Raw genomic sequence first — 20830 nt, forward strand, 5'->3', positions numbered from 1 at the left:
TCGGGAAAATTGCCGGCCGGAGAAAAGACCGTGAAAAGGAATGTGTTCCGTCATCTGACAATGTTGAGCTGTCTGTCGGCAGGGGCGGCTTGGGGCCAGGACACCGCCGAAACGTTGACGACGGTCGAGGTCAGCGCCCCCCGCCTGGAACGTGAACTCTACGCGACACCCGCCGCCGTCTCGATCCTCGACGAGCAAGCGATTCAGCGCGGCCAGCAGCGCGTACGCCTCGACGAATCGTTGCGCATGGTGCCCGGCGTGTTCCTGCAGAACCGCAACAATTTTGCCCAGGGCCAGCGCATCGCGATTCGCGGCTTCGGTGCACGAGCGCCCTTCGGCGTGCGCGGAATCACCGTGATGGTCGACGGGATTCCCTATACGCTGCCCGACGGCCAGGCCCAGCTCGACGCCATCGACCTCGACAGCGCCGAGCGCATCGAGGTGATCCGCGGTCCGGCCTCGGTGCTTTACGGCAATGCCGCCGGCGGGGTGATCTCGGTCACCACCGCCGACGGGCGCGGCAGCGAGACAAGCCCCACGCTGCGCGTGGAAGGCGGGAGTAACGGTTATCGCAAGCTGGCCGTCCAGGCCGGGGGACAACAGGGCGAGTGGTCTCATCATGTCAGTCTTTCGGCACTGAATTTCGATGGCTATCGCGACCAGAGCCAGGTGGAGAAGTACCTGCTCAACGCCAAGCTGCGTCGCGAATTGGGCAGTGACCGCGCCCTGACGGCCATCGTCAACCTGCTCGACAATCCGCGCTCCGAGGATCCCGGGGGACTGAATGCCGGCGAGGTGGCCGAGGATCGCCAGCAGGCCGCACCCAACTCGCTGGCCCTGGACGCCGGGCAGAGTGTCGATCAGCAGCTGCTGGGGCTGCAATATGAAGATCTTTCGATGGGGCCTGGCGAAGTGTATGTCAGAGGATTCGTCTCTCAGCGCGATTTCGAGCAGCAGTTGCCCTATGTCGGCGACAGTCTGATCGATTATCAGCGCAACTATTACGGGGGCAGCGCCGAATACCATCATTCGCTAACGCTTGGCGACATGCCGCTACGCTATGTGACCGGTGTCGACGTGGCACGCCAGGAGGATGACCGTGGACGCCACGATGTCGATGACACGGGGCAGACTCTCGACGAGGTGGCGGACGAGACGCAGACGGCCACCTCGGCCGGGGTCTTTCTGCAAGGCGATCTCGAGCTGACCGACCAAGTCACACTGTCATTGGGGGGACGCTATGATCGTGTCGCACTCGATATCGATGATGATTTTCTCAGCGACGGCGACAACAGCGGCGAGCGGACATTTCGTGAGTGGAGCGGCTCGGCCGGGCTCAGCTATCGTTATCTACCCACGCACCAAGTCTATGTGAACACCGGCACCGCCTACGAGACTCCGACTTTCTCGGAGTTCGCCAACCCCTACGGTGGAGGCGGCTTCAACCCGAACATCGATCCGCAAAAAGCCTGGAACCGTGAAATTGGCCTGCGTGGCAACTTCGCCAATGGGCTCGATTACGACGTGGCGCTGTTCTCGGTACGGGTGCGCGACGAACTGGTGCCCTACGAGATCAACGGACGCACATTTTACCGCAATGCCGGCGACACGAATCGTGACGGTATCGAAATGGCCTTGGGCTGGCAGTTGACGCCCCGCTGGCGCCTCGATAGCGCATTGACGTTGGCGCGCTACGAATTCGACAGCTTTGCTGCCGACGATGAGGAGTATGACGGTAATCGTCTTCCCGGTCTGCCGGAGAAGACCTGGGTCAACCAACTCACCTGGCAGGGACTCGAGCAACGTTTCGCCACGCTGGAAACCGAGTACATCGGCGACCTTTACGCCGACAACGCCAACCAGGTCGACGTCGACAGCTACTGGCTGGTCAACCTGCGCGCCGGTGACGGCTGGCGTCTGGGGGGCAGTGATACACGACTGTCATTGTATGGCGGGGTGCGCAACCTGTTCGACGAGGAACACTTCGCCAACGTACGCATCAATGCCAACTACGGGCGTTACTACGAGCCAGTACCGGGCCGGACCTTTTACGCCGGGGTGGAGGTCGGTTTCTAGAGACATTTCCCCATAACATGGGCCGCTCGGCAATCGCGAGCGGCCCCCTCAGCGACTTAGAAAAACAGCCTGCGCAGGGCATCGCCGGGATCGGCCTCACGCATGAACGCCTCGCCGACCAGGAAACCGTTCACGTTATACTCGCGCATATGCTCCACATCGCCGCGAGAATAGATTCCCGACTCGGTCACCACGACGACATCCGGCGGGATCCTGCCCAGCAGCTCGAAGGTCGTATCGAGCGAGGTTTCGAAGGTGCGCAGGTCGCGATTGTTGATGCCTACCAGCGGCAGGCTCAGCGCCATGGCGCGCTCGAGTTCCAGCGCATCGTGCACTTCCACCAGTACGTCCATGCCGAGCTCTCCGGCCTGCTGGTAGAGGTCCTTGAGACGCGCATCGTCGAGTGCCGCGACAATCAGCAGGATACAGTCGGCCCCAATCGCCCGGGCTTCCGTTACCTGATAGCCGTGAGTGATGAAGTCCTTGCGGATCACCGGCAGCTCACAGGCCTCGCGGGCCGCCACCAGATAATCCTCGTGTCCCTGAAAGAAATCCGCATCGGTGAGTACCGACAGGCAACTCGCCCCGGCATTGGCATAGGCGCGGGCAATCGCGGCGGGCTGGAAATCCTCTCGGATCACGCCCTTGGAGGGCGAAGCCTTCTTGATCTCGGCGATGACCGCCGGATCTCCCGCCTGAATGCATTCGGTTAACGCCTTGACGAATCCGCGCGGAGCACTCTGCTGGCGGGCACGCGCGAGCAGTTCCGACTCCGGAACCCGGACTCGACGCTCGGCAACCTCCTGCTCCTTGCGCGCCAGAATCTTGGCCAGAATAGTGGGCAGTGCCGGATCGTTATCGTAATGCATGTTGTGTCCTTGGGCCTGGGCCTGTCGCTATTCGGAGAAAACGCGCGAAAATAGCGCCAGCTCCTTCATTTTTTCCAAAGGTAGCTTGGATGCCTGGGCGTCCTGCGCCATCAACACCCCCTCCTTGATGCTATCCGCGACTCCCGACACGTACAATGCCGCCCCGGCATTGAGCGCCACGATATCCGCGGCGGGTCCCTCCCCGGTCAGCGCCTCCTTGACCAGCCTCAGGCTGTCCTCGGCGGTCACGACCTTGAGCGGTGCCAGTGCCTGACGTTCGATGCCGAAATCCTCGGGTGCAATACGATATTCCCGAATCTCGCCGTCACGCAGCTCGGCCACCCGGGTGGGAGCTGCCAGCGAGATTTCATCCAGGCCATCATCGGCGTGTACCACCAGGACATGCCGACTCCCCAAGCGTTTTAGCGCTTCGGCCATCAGCGGCACCAGGGTCGCCTCATAGACACCCAGCACCTGATTGGGCGCACTTGCCGGGTTGGTCAACGGTCCCAGGATGTTGAAGACAGTACGCACGCCCATTTCACGACGCGGCCCGATCGCATGGCGCATGGCCTGGTGATGCATCGGTGCAAACATGAAACCGACGCCGACTTCCTCGATACAGCGGGCGACCTGACGGGCATCGAGGTCCAGCTTGATGCCGGCCACGTCGAACAGGTCGGCACTGCCCGAAGACGACGACACGCTGCGGTTGCCATGCTTGGCGACGCGCCCCCCCGCGGCTGCGACGACGAAACTGGACGCCGTGGAGACGTTGAACAGGTTGGCACCATCGCCTCCGGTACCGACAATGTCCACGAGATTCCCGGTATCGACCTTGACCGGCAGCATCAGTTCGCGCATGACCTCTGCGGCGGCGGTGATCTCTTCGGCAGTCTCGCCCTTGATCGATAGACCGATCAGAAAACCGCCGATTTGAGCGTCGGTCGCCTCTCCCGTCATGATGGTGCGCATCACCGCATGGGTGTCTTCAAAGCTCAGGTTCTGGCGGCGCATTACCGCACCGATGGCATCCCGCATCTGCATGGCGACGTGTCCTCTCTCTTAGGCGCGGCGTTTCAGAAAATTGGCGAGCAGCTCATGCCCTTGCTGCGTCAGGATCGACTCCGGATGGAACTGCACGCCTTCGATGTCCAGTGTCTTGTGACGCAGGCCCATGATCAGCCCCGGCGTGACATCATCCTCCCCCGCCCAGGCGGTCACCTCGAGACAGTCCGGCAGGTCCTGGGAATCGACTACCAGCGAATGGTAGCGCGTCACCTCCATCGGGTCGGGAAGCCCTTCGAAAACCCCCTGATGGCCATGATGGATCGTCGAGGTCTTGCCATGCATGACCTGAGATGCCCGGATCACCCTGCCGCCATAGACCTGACCGATCGCCTGATGCCCCAGACAGATGCCCAGGATCGGCAGCTTGCCGGCAAAATGACGGATCGCCTCCAGGGAAATGCCGGCTTCGTTGGGCGTACAGGGGCCGGGAGAGATCACCAGGTGGCTCGGCGCCATGCGCTCGATGTCCTCCAGCGTCAAGGTGTCGTTGCGTACCGTCTCGACATCGGCGCCCAGTTCCGAAAGGTACTGCACCACGTTGTAGGTGAAGCTGTCGTAATTATCGATCATTAGCACGGACATAGCGATAAATCCTTGAATGTATTGAATGTATCTTTCTCGATGAGCTATCCGGCACGCCACCCAGATCGTTCAAGTCGTCATCGCCAACCGTGAAGGACACCAGACACAAAAATGCCGCCTCACGGCGGCATTTTCCTTCAAGACGAGTGAAAGCGCCGCGCTAGATTAAGCGCGCCACCACTGCAGGCTTGAAATCGGGTGTACGAATGTTTGCATGCCCTAATAGTGCGGATTGGAGAATACCGTGTCAAGGAGAGAGACCTGGCTCAGCCTGCTGGCCGGCAGTCCGGAAGGGCTTGTGCCACCCGTTTGAGTGCCCGCTCGCCGTGTGCTCCCCGCGTCACTTGCTGCCACCATAGTTCATGCACTGCACGAACCCGCACCACAATCTCGTCCAGGCCCAGCACTTGGGCCATGGCCAGACGATGAAGGCCGCGGTTGACCTTGAGAATCTCGCCGTGGCGGTCGATCACCACGCCCAGCGGATCCTTCCCCAGCCCCTTGTCGAATCCCTGGCCCGCCATATCTTCCATATAGCCGATATAGACCTGCAGATACTCCAGTATCTTGTCCGGAGTGTTGAGCAGTATACCTTTCTGGTGCGAGCGAAACGGTTTATCCGCCTCCAGGCGCTGCAGGAGCTGTCGATAAGAAGCACTCCGGGCCAGATCTTCGCGATGCTGCCAGATATCCTGGATAAAGACGTAGCGGGAACCCTCACGGAAATCGTAGCGAGTCAGGTCCCAATCGCCCTTCCAGATAAAGGCGCTGGCCGCCCGGCTTCGATCCCGCCCGTTGGGAAACGACGCCTTCATCGAAAGCGATCGCTTCAACCCACATGGGTTGACATGCAGCTCCAGCACAGGGCCAAGATAGGCGCTAACGCTTCGATAGGGGAGTCCCATGGCTTCGACCTGACGGCCGGGTGGGCCCTGTTTCAACCAACGTTCGAACAGACGGTCTTCTACCGGCCGCACAAGCCGGGCCGTGAACGACTCGCGCGCAGCATAAGCCCAGCGCGTGCGCAGCATGCTCCAGCGTAGACGGGGGTCGTACAGCGCAGGCTGGACCTCCTCGCCAGAAGGTGTTCTAACAGGCATTTCGTTGCTCTGCTCCCTCCCCCACCAGGTCACTTCGATTCCACATTCGACAGGCACTCGAACGTATTTCAAGTGATGCCGCATCAGAGGACAGGGTATGAATGCTATTAAGAGTATCTTAAGATATCACATCCCCTACGCATGATGCTGTGCCCATCCCCTTGCCTTAGAGGATGGAGATACCTTTAATACATACAAACGAAAAAACCTAAGCCGACCTTGAAAAAATCGAATCAGCAACCGCTGGCGGCCATCGCCATTCGCCAAGTCGAAAAGAGCACCGGCGCCAGTCGTAATGCTTTCGAGCAAGCAGCTGCCCTTCAAGAACTGGGGTATCGTACGGTGATCCTTGCCGAGCGAGGCAAGCCGGAACTTGCCGCACGTTTTGGCACACAGCTCGTACGCTTGCCACGCTGGCCATTCAAGGGTCCCTTTCGCCGCTTCTGGTTCAACCGAAGGGTCAAGTCCTGGTGTCAACGCCACCCTCCCGACCTGCTGATCAGCCATGGTGACGTCGAAAGTCCCGATGTCGTATACATGCACAACTGCGTGCACCTGGCCAGCCAGCGCATTCATGGCCAGGCACTGCCCTCGAATCATGAAGTCGCGGCCATTCACGATCATGTCTTGACACGCGGTCAGTTCAAGCGAGTGGCGGTCAACTCGCAGATGATGGCCGACGACTTCAAGGCGCGTTATGGTCTTGACGATCGCCAGCTCGAAATCAGCTACCCCGGTTACGATCCCGAGCAGTTCAATCCCGACAGCGCGCGTCGCGATCGGCAGGCCACGCGCGCTTCGCTCGGCGTTGCCGAAGACGAGTACCTGCTCGGGCTGATCACTTCAGGCAATTTCAAGAAGCGCAACGTGGCGGGATTCATCGATATTGCCGCTCGGCTGGACAAACAACTTCCAGCGCGCTGCCGTTTTCTCGTCGTCGGCAAGGACGACGCCTCTGCCTATCAGCGTCAAGCGGAATCGCAGGGCCTGGGCCAGCGTTTCATCTGGCGATCCACCGAGCCCCAGGTGGAGCGTCTGTATGGCGCACTCGACGTTTTCGTCCTCCCGGCCCATATCGAGGAATTCGGCCGGGTCGCACTCGAGGCCATGGCCTGCGGCACGCCTGTCATGTTGTCCGCCTGGGTTGGCGCCGCCGAGCTGATTCGGGATGCCTTTCCCGAGCTGGTACTGGGTGACGACAATGGTGTCTGGGCGACACGTCTCGAGACGCTGCTGCGGGACGCCGAATATCGCGAGCGGCTCGGGCAGCGCCTCGCTGCTCTGGCAACGGAGTACTCGCATCTGCGCCAATACGAAAAGCTCAAGGGCTCGTTTCGTCGCCTGATCGCCGAATCGCAGACAGCGATATGATTTACTTGGAAAAGAGTCAGCTGATCGGTCGCGGAACGGAGCGCGAATGCTATCGTCATCCGCAAAACTCCAGCCTTTGCATAAAGGTCACGCATAACCATGAGAATGACAAGCAGCAGAACGCCAAGGATTACGCCTACTTCAAACGGCTGGAACGTAGACGTGTCGATTGGTCCCATCTGCCGCGCTGTCACGGCTGGGTCGAAACCGACCGTGGCCCAGGCCTCGCGTTCGACCTAGTCCAGGACAGCCACGCTCAGCCGCTGCCCAGCCTGAAACAATTGCTGGCCAGTAAGCGTCTCGATCTCAAGGAACTGCATCCCGCTCTGGACCGACTACATCGCTACCTGCGAGACAACCGGATCTTCATCAGCGACCTGCGCGACAGCAACATCGTCGCGGATATCGCCCAACCGGGCACGCCGAACCTCTACATCATCGATGGCGTCGGCGATCGCGACTTCATCAAGCTCGCCGCCCACGTAGCACCGCTCGGGCGCAGGAAGGTCGATCGGCAGTGGGCGCATTTCATGCATCGCATGGCGCGCTGGCAACGATCAGCCCCCTAGCGTCCCCGCCGGGCGATGTCGTCCATGAAGTCCACCAGTTCCGCCCCATAGTGAGCGATATTGAAGTCACGGGCGATGCGTGTCCGCGCCTGCCGTCCCATCCGGCGCCGCAACTCGGGCGATTCGGCCCACTCGGCCAGCACTTGTGCCACTTCGCTAGGCTCGAGGATTCCCGCCTGGACAATGGCGTCCCGATCCGGTGCGTAGACCTCGTCCGGCCCCTGCAGGCATTCGCGACCGTAGCGGCCGAGTTCGTGACGCGCGCGACGAGGCAATAACACCGCACCGTTCTCCTCGTGGACCACCTGTTCGGCCAGGCCATCCACGCATCCCACCAATGTCGGCACGCCGTGAGCCAGCGCTTCCTGCGCCACGTTGCCGAAGGGCTCACGCCAGGAAGGGCAGATAAAGGCGTCGAGACCGCAGTAGAAGCTCGCCATATCGTCAACCAGCCCGCAAAAGCGCACGCTCGCCTCAAGCCCCCAGCGCCGGGCCTGCTCGCGCAGCAACGACTCCAGCGGCCCTTCGCCGGCAATCCAGAGCTCTGCATGGGGGCAACGCACCTTCAATTCGGCGAACGCTTCCAAGGCCACCATCGGCGCCTTGAGCGCCACCAGACGACCGGCAAAACCCAGGCGGAAGCGGTCTGGCGAATGGGCCGCCTGACGCTCCGGCAGTTCAATGGTGTTGTACAATACGCGCGAAGGAAGTTGTGTATCCAGTCCCCATTTAAGCTGCAGCATGCGCAATGCGGCATGCGAGTTGCCCAAGACGCCATCCAGACGAGCCAAGTATCGACGCAAGGAGGGTTGGTCATCGGCGAGCCAGGCGCTTCCTCTCTCGAAATGCACCACAGGAATCGTGTCGGGGAAGAACAACGGATGGTTCATGATCTTGCCCCATACCAGGATCGCCTCGATCTCCAGATTCTGGAGCATGCGTTGCTGATACACGCCTCGCAGTTGCGTGAAAGGCCGAGGAATCTTGATGCCCCGCGGCCCCTTGAGACTATGCAGGCGGTGCGCCTCGAGGCCTGCGTAGGCGGGCCTGAGCAATGGATGCAACGCATCGGTCTGCTTCAGTACATGATGATCGTACTGCGCGGCGTAATGCGTAAAGAAGCGGGTAAAGTAACGCTCGATTCCGCCCAGATTCCTCAGGCTTACGAGGTGACCGATACGCGGCCCCTGCAGGGCGGATACGATAGTGCCAGCGGTTTCACTCATCCCCACCTCCTTGATCAGAGCGACTCGCGCGGCCGGTGGCCATCGACGGCTCGGTCATGTCGAGAAAGCGCTCGGCGACCCGGGACGGCAGAAAATCCTGAAGCCAGGCGTCATTCACGACGGGCTTCGGGCCTTTCAGGCTCGCCTGGATCTTCTCTGCCAGTGAAGCCTCATCGTGGGCCGCGATAGCCTCTTCCAGCTCTCCCTTGAGCACCTCGCGAATGCCCCCAGGGCAATCAACGGAAACAACGGGAGTTCCGCATGCCAAGGCTTCAGTCAGCACGATGCCCATTCCCTCCACACGCGAACTCAGCACGAAGAGACGAGCATGCCGCATCCAGGGATAGGGGTTGTCCCGATGCCCGACGAAACGCACTTTTTGCGCAATTCCCAAAGAGGTTGCCAGTTCTTCCAGTGAAGCCCTTTGCACTCCATCCCCGACGATCACCAGCAGTTCGGCAGGATTGACCCTTGCGTAGGCCCGCAATAGCAAGGCGTGATCCTTCTGCGGCACCAGGCGTGCCACGTTGACGATGTACGGCTCGTCAGGCATATCAGGCTCGTTTGCAAGCATATGCTGACGGATGCGGCCTACCGGGCAGGGATTGACGATCACCGCCAGTGAGGCAGGCTGAAATTTCCAGCGTTTCTGCCCTTCGCGGACAGTTTCCGCTACACCGTGGGAGACCGCGACGAGATGTTTGCTTGAAAACAGGCACTTGGAAAATAGCTTCTGTTTCCAGGGCATGCCCTTCAAGGGCAGATTGTTTTCCAGCACGAATCGGGCTCGGTCGTCGCGATAGCTCCATACCAGCTCGAAGGTTCCCACACCGCGGAAAATGATCCGATCCAGACGACCGTAACGCTGTTCGAAACGCCATAGCCACAAACGAAACAGGTAGCCGCCCAAGAAGCCCGTCCAGACGAAATACGAGCGACGTATCAGCGGATTAAGCAACAGCCGCGTCACGATTTCTATAAGAAAGCCGACTCCGGTCAGGCGCTGCCACCAGCGCAGGGCAAAAACGTGCATCTTGACGTTGGGATTTTCAGGTGCCAAGCCATCGCTTCGCTTGCGATACACCATCAGATGGCTTTCATGTCCCGCCTCTGCAAAGGCGTCGGCCAAGTGACAGGCAACCCGCTCCATCCCTCCCATTTTCAAGCTTCTGACGACGACCAAGGTACGCAATCAGCTTTCCTCGCTTCCACAATGTTGCATTCGCCTGGGTTCGGGGGTTCCGCTGCCTGCGGTCAGTTGCCATCGCCAGTAATGCGTCACCAAACCACCCAGAACCAGGTTGTGCATATAGACCCCTGTCCAGAAGGAGTTGTAGGACTCGAACTGGTTGACGATCACCCAGTAGACAAAGAAGGCAGCCCCGAACAATGCCATGTCGCCCGGCATGACGCCGCCCCGCCATGCCAGCCAGGTCGCACGCCCGACCCATACGGCCAAGACGGTGAACACGGCAAGCCCCAGCGCCCCGTAGGCCACCCAGACTTCGAGAAAATAGTTGTGCAAATGGCCGTATTGCTGCTTGATTGCCTCGGGCAGCCACGCCGTCTGGTCAATGGCCAGACTGCGTCCGTCACTCCCCCAGCCTACGAGGGGACGCTCGGCAATCCACTCGCTGGCGGCCCGCCAGGTCTGGACACGGATACCGATACTGGAATAGGGCACCTCGGCAATATCGCCAGACGCCAACATCGCAATGACCGCACGCTCCTGTTCGAGACGCGCCTCGATCGTATCGTAGGCTAAATCACCGACCCCCACCCCCAGGACGACAAGTATCGCCGTCCCCATCAGTAAATTCCTTTGGGTAAGTTTCGTATCTTGCCTACGCCGGGATGCCCATAGCCACAGCCCCCCCATCACGGGCAAGGCGATCACCAGGGCCAGCCACACGGCACGGGTCTGAGTGATGACGATCCCTGCCAGGCAGATCGTGACAACCACGCTCCAGACGATTAAGCGCCACAATACGAGCCGTTGGTAATAAATGCAGCGATGCGAGAAAGCGACCAGCCCCAGCAGTCCCGAGCCGAAAAACATCGAGGTATGCTGGGCGTTGCGGATATTGAAATCGACACGCACCCCTTGCAGCCCCAGCCACCATTCGGAGAGACCATTGCCTTGAACGAACAGCGCTGCGAGAAACGCCATCAATGCCAACGCCCAGATCAACAACGTATTGCGAGTACTGCCGCCCAGCCACCACGCTAACGCAATGAAGATGAACAACTTGGCGAGGCGGTCGATCTGCGGATTGTCAGCAATCCACTGAGGATGGTGATAGTAGCCCAGCAGCCAGGACAGCGCCTGAACCGCAATGGCCGCGAGCAGCAGCCAAATTGCCGCACTCCCGCGTAGACCACGCCCCCAGATCAGCAAGGCGGCCAGGCCCAACACGGCCATAATCGTTTCCGCGGGACTCCCCAACGGGGGCCACATCACCCGGCCGAGGGCATACAGTACCGTGCAGAACACGCCCACCGCCCACAACACTTGCGGGCAATGCCATGCGACCGCCGGCCGCCATGGGTTAAAGTCACCCAGCTTCATCCGCGTTTCTCGAATCCTTCCCGTAAAGGAGCGCTACCTTAGCAGAAGGCCGAACCCCAGCTAAAGCGTTTCTTGCCGGCGTTCGAAACGGGAATGAGACAGCCATCAAGCACTGCACATCGCTTTCTTTCGGACACGCCGGAGATGCAAGACGCGCACGAAAATAGCCCGCCGACCAGCGACGGGCTAACGAGACAGCTACACGAGAATCACATAATGCGCAGGCTCGGCAACTAAGTCGAAACCGATGACATTCATGGCCGTCTGGCGGTTCCCAGGTTGAGCTTCAAGGCAATGCCCGTTTCCTTGTCCAGACCACAGACGTTACGCGCATGGGTCGTCATGTCGGCTTCCAGATGATCGAACGCCGAAGGGTCGTTTTCCTGCATCGCGCGCAAGTCGTTTTCGGTGAGGTCCTTGCCGCCAATATAATCGTTGCCAGCCTTTCTCAGCGCCGTGCCGGTTTCACCGGTAGTCAGCGCACGAAAGGTATCCTCACCCATTCCAGCATTGTGAATCGTAATATCCATGTACGATCCTCCTTGTATCTCGAGTGCTTACGCCTAGAGCCTAGCAATCACCCACTTGATCGCAACCGCAGAGAGGCCAGGCTTCAGCGAGATCAGCGAGGGTCATTTCAGGCGTTGAAAAGCAAAACAGGCTCGGCTAGCGCTGGGACAGCCACCGCAATGGAAAGTCTATGCATTATGCGAGTCAGGAGGAGACAGGCTAAAAAGTGGACAGCGGGCTCGCAGGCCCGCGTCGGCTTACGTCAGGTTATCCAGGCCGTGTTCGGCCATGGCTACGGCGCGGAACAGGGCACGGCCCTTGTTGAGGGTTTCCTGCCATTCGAGCTCGGGCACCGAGTCGGCGACGATTCCCGCGCCCGCCTGGATATGCAGTTGGCCATCCTTGATCACCGCAGTGCGAATGGCGATCGCGGTATCCAGGTTACCGTGCCAGGAGAGATAGCCCACCGCCCCGGAATAGACACCCCGCTTGACCGGTTCGAGCTCGTCGATGATCTCCAGTGCCCGTATCTTGGGAGCGCCGGAAACGGTACCCGCCGGGAAGGTGGCACGCAGCACGTCCATCGCCGACAGCCCCGGCTTGAGACGCCCGGTGACGTTGGAAACGATATGCATGACGTGGGAGTAACGCTCCACCACCATCTGATCGGTTACCTTGACCGTGCCGGTCTGACTGATACGCCCCACATCGTTGCGCCCCAGGTCGATGAGCATCAGGTGCTCGGCAATCTCCTTGGGGTCCGCCAGCAGGTCGGCTTCAAGCGCCTGATCCTCTGCCTCGTTGTGGCCGCGCTTGCGGGTCCCGGCGATGGGGCGCACCGTGACCTCGCCATTCTCCAACCGGGTCAGAATCTCCGGCGACGACCCCACCACATGATGATCGTCGAGATTGAAGAAGAACATGTAGGGCGACGGGTTGAGGCTACGCAGGGCGCGATACAGGTCCAGCGGCGGCGCCTGGTAGGGAATCGACATGCGCTGCGAGGGCACGCATTGCATGACGTCACCGGCCAGCACATATTCCTTGATGCGCTCGACCGCGGCCTTGAAGCCTTCTTCGGTGAAGCCCGAGGTGAAGTGGCCCTCCTCCACTGCACTACGCCCGGTCCCGTGACTGCGGGTATTGAGGTTGGCACCGCGCAGTTGGCCTTCCAATCCCTCGAGACGCGCCAATGCATGCACATAGGCGTCGGGCAGATCCGGATCGGCATGCGTCCACAAGGTTAAGCGCCCGGACAGGTTATCGAACACCACCAGCTCATCACAAACCATCAGCAGGATGTCGGGCACGCCGATGGGATCGGGCTTCTCCACGCCGCTCAGGCGGGGCTCGATATAGCGGATGGTGTCGTAACCGAAATAACCGACCAGGCCGCCGTCGAAGCGTGGCTGACCGTCTAGCGACGGAACCTTGAAACGGGCCTGGAACTGTTCGATCCACTTTAGAGGATCTTCGACCTCGGTGACACCGATCTGCTCGCCGCGCAAAATATGCCGTATCACCTGGCCGCGTACTTCGATGCGTTCACGGCAAGGCAGCCCGATGATCGAATAGCGCCCCCACTTCTCGCCGCCCTGCACGGACTCGAGCAAAAAGGTCCAAGGCGCGTCGGCCAATTTGAGATAAGTGGACAGGGGGGTATCGAGATCGGCCAGCACCTCACGGGTGACCGGGATTCGGTTATAGCCGGCATCGGCCAGCTCGGCAAAGCGCTCAGGGGTCATCATGGCCCGGGGTTCCTCGGTTAGGTTCGGTCAGATCAACGTACGGCGGCAATGGACAGCGTCACCATCGCCAACGCTTCACTTCACGCATCAGAGCGCAAGCCCTCTGAGAGATCCGGGAATCCAACGTCATGAACGCCTTCCGTGAGAGTTCGGGTACCAGCCGGCAACCCTAAAACAGTTCTTGCAGCGATTCAACTATCGCATCGGGATGGCTCGCAGCCACCGGCTCGCCATGATTATAGCCATAAGGCAGCGCAAGGGTGCGAAAGCCGGCTCGCTTGCCGGCCTCCACGTCATGTCGCGAATCGCCCACCATCAGACAGGCCCGTGGCGCAATATCAAAGTGTGCCGCGACGTGCAGCAGCGGCGCAGGATCGGGCTTCTTTTGCGCCAGTGCGTCACCGCCCAGCGTCAGCGAGAAATACCGGGCCAGGGAGAAGCTTGCCAGTATCGGCGCGATGAAGGCCTGGGGCTTGTTGGTGACCAAAGCCAGAACGACCCCTTGGTGACTCAGCGCTTCCAGCCCCTCGCGAACCCCGGGATACAAGGTCGACAGCCTGCTCGGCGCCTGATGGTAATGATAAAGAAACCGCTCGTGTGCGGCATCCAGCCGATCGTTGTCGGGCGTGTCGCCGAGACGGTGACGCAAGGCCCGCTCGACCAGCTTGCGCGAGCCGTTGCCTACCCAATCGCGTACCGCCGCCTCCCCCGCCATTGGCAACCCAAGGTCGGCCAGCGAGGCATCGACGGCCACCGTCAAATCCGGCACGGAGTCGACCAGGGTTCCGTCGAGGTCGAACGTCACCAGGCGAATGCCGTCGAGGATGGAATGCATATGGATCTCCCGTAGCGAGCTGATCGGATGAATAACGAATGTAATTTTACAAGATCCTTACGCCATTGCGTGTAGCGCCGTGTTTTTTCGATGTTAGCGGCGTTATCCTATGTCCCATTATCGCCGACTCCAGGCGTCACGACTGCGGCCGAACGAGAGCCAAGGAAACGTCTGCCTGACCCTGGCGAGTTACGTTTATTCTTTTCAATATTATCAGGAGTCATGCATGTCCACCCCACGCATCGTGGTGGTCGGCGGCGGCGCTGGCGGGCTTGAGCTGGTCACCCGGCTGGGTCGCAAGCTCGGCAAGCGCAAGCAGGCCGATATTTTGCTGGTCGATCGCAACCCTACCCATATCTGGAAACCCCTGCTCCACGAAGTCGCCACCGGCGTTCTCGACTCCGGCCTCGACGAAGTGTCCTACCAGGGGCACTCCAAGGCCCACGGCTATCGTTTCCAGCGCGGCGTATTGAGCAATCTGGACCGCGAGGCCCGCACCATCACCCTGGCACCGATCATCGATCACGACGACACCGTTATCCTGCCCGCCCGCACCCTGGAATACGATTATCTGGTGCTGGCACTGGGCAGTGTCTCCAACGATTTCGGCACGCCCGGCGTCGCCAAGCATTGTCATTTTCTCGACAGCCCGCAGCAGGCCGAGGTATTTCATCATGACATGCTCAATACCTTCCTGCGCTACAGCGACCCGGAACGCCGTGTGCATCCCAAGCTCGCGGTGGGTATCGTAGGCGCCGGGGCGACCGGTGTGGAATTGGCCGCCGAACTGTTCGGCGCCTCCAAGATGCTACACAGCTATGGCTTCACCGCACTCGACAGCGGCCAGCTGGAAGTTCATCTGATCGAGGCGGCACCGCGTATTCTTCCGGCACTGCCGGAACGCATCGGCAATGCCGTGCATACTGAGCTGGAGCGGCTTGGAGTCAAGATTCACACCGACACTCGGGTCAACTGTGCCGAAGAAAGCGGCTTCATGACCGCCGACGGCACGCATATCGAGACCGACCTCAGCGTATGGGCGGCGGGGATTCGCGCGCCATCGTTCCTGTCGGAACTGGGGCTGTCCACCGAGCGCAACCACCAAGTCAAGGTCCATCCGACCCTGCAGAGCATCGACGACGAGCGCATCTTCGCCATGGGCGACTGCGCCTCCTGTCCCCAGCCGGGCGACAAGCGTGTTCCCCCCCGCGCCCAGGCGGCTCATCAGCAGGCCAATCATCTGTATCGCAACCTTCAGGCGGCGCTGGGCGCCAAGCCATTGCAGGATTTCGTCTTTCACGATCGCGGCTCGCTGATCTCGCTGGCCCACTTCGAAGCCGTGGGCAGCCTGATGCGCGGCGCCTCGGCGCGCAGTCTGTTCATCGAGGGCCGCCTGGCGAAGTTCTTCTATGCCTCGCTGTATCGCATGCACCAGTTCGCCATTCACGGTGCGGTCAAGACCGGCATGACCGTAGTCGTCGATGGCCTGAACCGTTATCTACGCCCACGGATGAAGTTGCATTAACCCAAGGGTGGCGACCATGATCGGAACACTTTCCGGTCATGGAGTCCGCCATGCAGCACTTCTTCAATCAATCCGCCCACGTGGTCGATGACGTACTCTTCGCCGCCAGCCACGTGGCGCCTTTACGTATCGCGACGCCCGAGAGCGGGGTCAGAATCCTGATCCGCGCCGATTGGTCGCGTGACCGCCAAGGTCAACAACAGGTCGCGGTGCTCTCCGGGGGTGGCGCCGGGCACGAACCCTCCCACGCCGGATTCATCGGCCACGGCATGTTGACCGGTGTCGTCTCGGGAAGCCTGTTTGCCTCTCCCAGCGTTGACGCGGTTCTAGCCGCGATACGGGAAACCTGTGGCAGCGCGGGCTGCCTGCTCGTCGTCAAGAACTATACGGGAGACCGCCTCAACTTCGGCCTTGCCGCGGAGCAGGCCCGGCGCGAAGGGCTAAGCGTTGCCATGATCATCGTCGGCGATGACATTGCCCTCCCCGGCTCGCCGCAACCCCGGGGCATTGCCGGAACCGTACTGGTCCACAAGGTGGCGGGCCATTACGCTCAGCAGCAAGCCTCGCTAGAAGAAGTCCATGCGCAAGCCAACCGGCTATGTGAGCGTATGGCGTCCCTCGGCATGGCATTGGCACACGCGGCGCTACCGGGCCAGCCGGCCAGTGAATCGGGCCCGGAACTCGGCCTGGGAATCCATAACGAATCCGGCACCCGGCAGGTGGATCCCCAGAGCGCCCAGGCCGCAATGGAAATGGTGCTAACCCCATTGATGGCCCACTTGGAAGCAGCGGGACATCAGCAGCGCTGGATAGCCCTTCTCAACAATCTAGGTAGCTGCTCCACTCAGGAGATGGGGGTGCTCGCCCACGATCTGATCACCCAACTGGGCATGCAGCGCTTGAGCCACCTGATCGGCCCGGCTCCGCTGATGACCTCGCTGGACATGCACGGCTTCTCCATCACTCTACTGGCCTCGGACGATGCACTGCTGGAAGCTCTCTGCGCCTCAACCGAAGCTCCTGCATGGCCCGGCCTCTCCCGCGTACGCACACCCGAAACGTTTACGCCGGCTCTGACCAACGCGGACGCCGGCCTGCAAGACAACGCACCGCAGGACGCGTCCGTCACGCAGGCGCTGCATCAGATCATTGCGACACTGCACCAGGCACAACAGCCCCTGGATGCGCTGGATGCCAAGAGCGGTGATGGCGATGCGGGCAGCAGCATGGTGGAGGGAGCCAACGCCATTCAGCGCGCCCTCGACGCAGGTCAGTTGAACACGGCACAGCCGGACAAGCTTTTTGCCGGTATTGGCCAGTGCCTCTCTCTGGGCATGGGAGGCTCGAGCGGCGTACTGCTCTCCATTCTATTCACTGCCGCCGCCGCTGAAACGGCGCAACACTCGCTCGTCGATGCCTTGCAGAAAGGCGTGGCGCGCATGCAAACCTATGGAGGCGCCCGCCTCGGCGATCGCACCATGCTGGATGCGCTGATTCCCGCCCTTGAGGCATTACAGACGGGGCAATCCCTGCAGGAAGCCGCAACAGCAGCCCGCCGGGGTGCTGATCGTACGGCAGCGATGGGCCACGCCCAGGCGGGCCGCTCCGCTTACGTGCCGGAAAGCGCACTCAAAGGGGTCGTCGATCCCGGCGCAGAAGCCGTGGCTCGTGTCTTTGCCACACTGGCAGAGGCGCTATAAGGCACGCAAAACACGGCCTCGCAAATGACGATGCCCCACCTCCAAGGCGGGGCATTGGACGCAAGCCGTTCAGCGTTGCTGCTCGACGATCCAGGCTCGTTTGGCCGCCGGGTCCAGCGTCTTGATATAGGCCTCCAGGCGCAGCGCATCACTGCGACTCCCCACTGGCTGCCAGTGCCGCAACGTCAACGGGCCTTTACCGCGCAAGGCCCGTGCGCCGCGTTTTCCATTGCAGTGCTCTCGAAAGCGACGCTCGACATCGGTCGTGATGCCGGTATACAGCGCGCCTGCCGCGGTCTTGATCATATACAGATACCACACGGCTTGCGGTGCCCGCGCCTCCTCGGCCGTCACGCCCTCCGCCGGCTCCCGGGAGGCCTCGCTCACGACGCTGCCTTGCCCAGTTCGTCGCGTAGCGCCTGGATGATGCTGTCGTAGTGATGCGGGTCCTCTTCCCGGCGCGCCTTGAAGATGGCCGACCCGGCCACGAAAGTGTCGGCCCCCGCCCGGGCGATTTCGGCGATATTGTCGACCTTCACGCCCCCATCGACTTCCAGGCGAATCTCACGGCCGCTGGCATCGATACGCGCCCGCACTTCGCGCAGCTTGTCGAGCGTGGCGGGAATGAACGACTGTCCGCCAAACCCGGGATTGACACTCATCAGCAGAATCATGTCGACCTTGTCCATGACGTAGTCGAGATACGACAGCGGTGTGGCCGGATTGAACACCAGACCGGACTTGCCGCCCCCATCGCGGATCAGTTGCAGCGAACGGTCGATATGCTCGGACGCTTCCGGATGGAAGGTGACGTAGGTCGCGCCGGCATCGAGGAAATCGCCGATCAGCCGATCCACCGGCTTGACCATCAGGTGCGCGTCGATCGGCGCCGTGATGCCGTACTTGCGCAGCGCCTCGCAGACCATCGGCCCGATGGTCAGGTTGGGGACGTAATGATTGTCCATCACATCGAAGTGAACGATGTCCGCGCCGGCGGCGAGGACGTGGTCGACTTCCTGCCCCAGGCGAGCGAAGTCGGCGGAGAGTATCGAAGGGGCGATCTTGAAATCGGGCATGGTGTGTTCCGCAAATCGGGGGCCAAGAGATAACGCAGAGGGGCATTCTAAAGGAACGCGACGCCGACTGCATGACGCCATCCGTCGCCACACTTGCCGTGGGGCATGAAGCGCCCTCACTCAAACCAGGCAAGCCTGTCGAAGCGGCTATACTCCATCGAGGCACAAGGCACACAACGAGGAAAGACCATGCGTATCGGGTTTCCAGGCTGGCAACGCTTTTTCGCCGCGATAGTCATCTTCAGCACCTTTTCCATTCCGGCGTTCGCCCAGCAGGCGATTCTCGAAGGTGAACGCTTCCACCCCGAAGAGGGACAGCATGGCATGGTGGTGACCAGCCACTACCTGGCCAGCCAGATCGCTCGCGACGTCATGGCCCAGGGCGGCAATGCGGTGGATGGTGCGGTGGTGGCCGGCTTCGTGCTGGCCGTGGTGCAGCCGCGTTCGGGCAATATCGGCGGCGGCGGGTTCATGCTGATTTCCGATGAAAAGAGCGACAAGGTCATCGCCATCGATTATCGCGAGAAGGCCCCCGCAGGCGCCTACGAAACCATGTTTCAGGACGAACAGGGCAATGCGGTCTCCGAGCTGTCACGCTATACGCATAACGCCTCCGGCGTGCCGGGCACGGTGGCCGGCCTGGCACTGGCCCTGGAGAAATACGGCACTCTGACGCTGTCCGAGGCACTGGCACCGGCGATTCGTCTCGCCGAGGAGGGCTTCATCGTACCGCCGCGCTTTGCCGAGGGACTCCGTGCGGCGCATGAGCGCCTGGCCAGGTGGGACTCGACGCGCAACGTATTCTTCAAGCAAGACGGCAGCACCTATGCCGTCGGCGATGTCTTTCGTCAACCGGATCTGGCCGCGACGCTCAGACGCATCGCCGAACACGGCCCGCGCGAATTCTACGAAGGCGAGACGGCAAAGCTGATCGCCGCGGAAATGCAACGCCACGGGGGGCTCATGACCCGCGAGGACCTGGCCAACTATCAGCCGACGATACGTGAGCCCAGCCATGGCAACTATCGCGGCTACGACGTCTACGCCATGAGCCCGCCTTCCTCCGGCGGCGTACATATCGTGCAGATCCTCAACATCCTTGAGGGTTATGACATTTCCGCGATGGGCTTCAACTCGGCGCGCACTATCCACGTCATGGCCGAGGCCATGAAACGCGCCTACGCCGACCGCTCGCAATATCTGGGTGACAGCGATTTTGTCGACGTTCCCCTACAGGGCCTCACGTCCAAAGCCTACGCCGATGAGCTACGTGCACAGATCGACCTCGGCCAGGCCACGCCCAGCGCCGAGATCGCTCCCGATAACCCGTTACCCTATGAGTCCAACGAAACCACACATTATTCCGTCGCCGATGACAATGGCCTGGCGGTATCCAATACCTATACCATCAACTTCAGTTATGGCTCGGGTATTGTCGTCGACGGCGCGGGCTTCCTGCTCAATAACGAGATGGACGATTTCTCGGCCAAGCCGGGCGTGCCCAATGCCTACGGGCTGATCGGCGGTGACGCCAACAAGATCGAACCCGGAAAGCGCATGCTCTCCTCCATGACCCCGACCATCGTCAAGCAGAACGGCAAGAACTTCCTGGTCACCGGGAGCCCGGGCGGCTCGCGCATCATCACCACCACCTTGCAGGTAGTGATGAACGCCATCGATCACGACATGAATATCCAGACGGCGGTCAGCGTGCCGCGCATTCATCATCAGTGGCTACCCGACGAAATCCGTGTGGAGCAGGGCATCAGCCCCGATACCGTGGGCCTGCTCGAGGCCATGGGTCACAACGTCAGCCGCCAGGATGCCATGGGCGCCGCGCAGTCGATCATGATCCGTGATGGCATGTTCTATGGTGGCGGAGACCCGCGCCGCGCCACCTCCTCCGCGCTCGGATTGTAAACTCGCCGCTTCCCCGGGGCCTGGATGTTTTCAGGGTCCCGGGGATTTTCTTATCCGGCTCACGACCTTGGTGTCATCGACAC

At 61.1% G+C, this 20830-nt stretch carries 18 protein-coding genes; 6 read left to right on the plus strand and 12 right to left on the minus strand.

Annotated features, from left to right (window positions below):
• The first annotated feature begins 60 nt into the window (after positions 1-60).
• Positions 61-2076: a TonB-dependent receptor family protein gene (locus ACW4DH_RS02290; RefSeq protein ID WP_459634931.1), complete on the plus strand. Its 2016-nt coding sequence runs from the start codon at positions 61-63 to the stop codon at positions 2074-2076.
• 56 nt (positions 2077-2132) lie between these two features.
• Here ACW4DH_RS02290 and trpC read toward each other — a convergent pair whose 3' ends face one another.
• From trpC to ACW4DH_RS02310, 4 genes are all read right to left on the minus strand, one after another.
• Positions 2133-2945 (minus strand): indole-3-glycerol phosphate synthase TrpC, encoded by an 813-nt coding sequence (trpC, locus tag ACW4DH_RS02295; protein ID WP_459634724.1) that lies wholly within the window; start codon positions 2943-2945, stop codon positions 2133-2135.
• 27 nt (positions 2946-2972) lie between these two features.
• Positions 2973-3992, minus strand: coding sequence for an anthranilate phosphoribosyltransferase (trpD, locus tag ACW4DH_RS02300; protein WP_459634725.1), 1020 nt, complete (start codon positions 3990-3992; stop codon positions 2973-2975).
• An 18-nt stretch (positions 3993-4010) separates the two neighbouring features.
• The gene (locus ACW4DH_RS02305) at positions 4011-4598 is read right to left on the minus strand and encodes an anthranilate synthase component II (protein WP_459634726.1); all 588 of its coding nucleotides are present in this window, start codon (positions 4596-4598) and stop codon (positions 4011-4013) included.
• Between the two features lie 266 nt (positions 4599-4864).
• On the minus strand, positions 4865-5698 hold the full coding sequence (locus ACW4DH_RS02310) for a hypothetical protein (protein ID WP_459634727.1): 834 nt from the start codon (positions 5696-5698) through the stop codon (positions 4865-4867).
• A 219-nt stretch (positions 5699-5917) separates the two neighbouring features.
• Here ACW4DH_RS02310 and ACW4DH_RS02315 point away from each other — a divergent pair, with 219 nt between their 5' ends.
• Both ACW4DH_RS02315 and ACW4DH_RS02320 read left to right on the plus strand, forming a co-directional pair.
• The gene (locus ACW4DH_RS02315) at positions 5918-7069 is read left to right on the plus strand and encodes a glycosyltransferase family 4 protein (RefSeq protein ID WP_459634728.1); all 1152 of its coding nucleotides are present in this window, start codon (positions 5918-5920) and stop codon (positions 7067-7069) included.
• A complete protein-coding gene (locus tag ACW4DH_RS02320) occupies positions 7066-7638 on the plus strand; it encodes a YrbL family protein (protein ID WP_459634729.1) in 573 nt (190 codons plus the stop codon). Before ACW4DH_RS02315 ends, ACW4DH_RS02320 begins: the two co-directional genes overlap by 4 nt.
• Here ACW4DH_RS02320 and ACW4DH_RS02325 read toward each other — a convergent pair.
• The 6 genes from ACW4DH_RS02325 to ACW4DH_RS02350 all read right to left on the minus strand — a co-directional run bounded on the left by ACW4DH_RS02325 (position 7635) and on the right by ACW4DH_RS02350 (position 14526).
• The gene (locus tag ACW4DH_RS02325) at positions 7635-8864 is read right to left on the minus strand and encodes a glycosyltransferase family 4 protein (protein ID WP_459634730.1); all 1230 of its coding nucleotides are present in this window, start codon (positions 8862-8864) and stop codon (positions 7635-7637) included. The two genes, ACW4DH_RS02320 and ACW4DH_RS02325, sit on opposite strands and share 4 nt — an antisense overlap.
• The gene (locus tag ACW4DH_RS02330) at positions 8857-10056 is read right to left on the minus strand and encodes a glycosyltransferase (RefSeq protein WP_459634731.1); all 1200 of its coding nucleotides are present in this window, start codon (positions 10054-10056) and stop codon (positions 8857-8859) included. The genes ACW4DH_RS02325 and ACW4DH_RS02330 overlap by 8 nt, the downstream gene beginning before the upstream one ends.
• Complete coding sequence (locus ACW4DH_RS02335; protein ID WP_459634732.1) at positions 10057-11433, minus strand: O-antigen ligase family protein; 1377 nt, start codon at positions 11431-11433, stop codon at positions 10057-10059.
• A gap of 254 nt (positions 11434-11687) precedes the next feature.
• Positions 11688-11963: a hypothetical protein gene (locus tag ACW4DH_RS02340; RefSeq protein WP_459634733.1), complete on the minus strand. Its 276-nt coding sequence runs from the start codon at positions 11961-11963 to the stop codon at positions 11688-11690.
• Between the two features lie 237 nt (positions 11964-12200).
• A complete protein-coding gene (gene trpE / locus ACW4DH_RS02345; RefSeq protein ID WP_459634932.1) occupies positions 12201-13688 on the minus strand; it encodes an anthranilate synthase component I in 1488 nt (495 codons plus the stop codon).
• 172 nt (positions 13689-13860) lie between these two features.
• Positions 13861-14526: a phosphoglycolate phosphatase gene (locus tag ACW4DH_RS02350; protein ID WP_459634734.1), complete on the minus strand. Its 666-nt coding sequence runs from the start codon at positions 14524-14526 to the stop codon at positions 13861-13863.
• Between the two features lie 226 nt (positions 14527-14752).
• On the opposite strand from ACW4DH_RS02350, the gene ACW4DH_RS02355 reads away from it, so the two are divergent.
• Complete coding sequence (locus ACW4DH_RS02355; RefSeq protein ID WP_459634735.1) at positions 14753-16051, plus strand: NAD(P)/FAD-dependent oxidoreductase; 1299 nt, start codon at positions 14753-14755, stop codon at positions 16049-16051.
• 50 nt (positions 16052-16101) lie between these two features.
• The gene (locus ACW4DH_RS02360; RefSeq protein ID WP_459634736.1) at positions 16102-17751 is read left to right on the plus strand and encodes a dihydroxyacetone kinase subunit DhaK; all 1650 of its coding nucleotides are present in this window, start codon (positions 16102-16104) and stop codon (positions 17749-17751) included.
• A gap of 69 nt (positions 17752-17820) precedes the next feature.
• Here ACW4DH_RS02360 and ACW4DH_RS02365 read toward each other — a convergent pair whose 3' ends face one another.
• Both ACW4DH_RS02365 and rpe read right to left on the minus strand, forming a co-directional pair.
• Positions 17821-18138, minus strand: a complete 318-nt coding sequence (locus ACW4DH_RS02365; protein ID WP_459634737.1) for a GIY-YIG nuclease family protein — start codon at positions 18136-18138, stop codon at positions 17821-17823.
• Positions 18135-18827, minus strand: coding sequence for a ribulose-phosphate 3-epimerase (gene rpe, locus ACW4DH_RS02370; protein WP_459634738.1), 693 nt, complete (start codon positions 18825-18827; stop codon positions 18135-18137). Before rpe ends, ACW4DH_RS02365 begins: the two co-directional genes overlap by 4 nt.
• A 189-nt stretch (positions 18828-19016) precedes the next feature.
• On the opposite strand from rpe, the gene ggt reads away from it, so the two are divergent.
• Positions 19017-20747 carry a gamma-glutamyltransferase gene (gene ggt, locus ACW4DH_RS02375; protein ID WP_459634739.1) on the plus strand — a complete coding sequence of 577 codons (1731 nt, stop codon included), beginning with the start codon at positions 19017-19019 and terminating at the stop codon, positions 20745-20747.
• The last annotated feature ends 83 nt before the right edge of the window (positions 20748-20830 follow it).

Source organism: Halomonas sp. WWR20 (genome assembly GCF_054602495.1).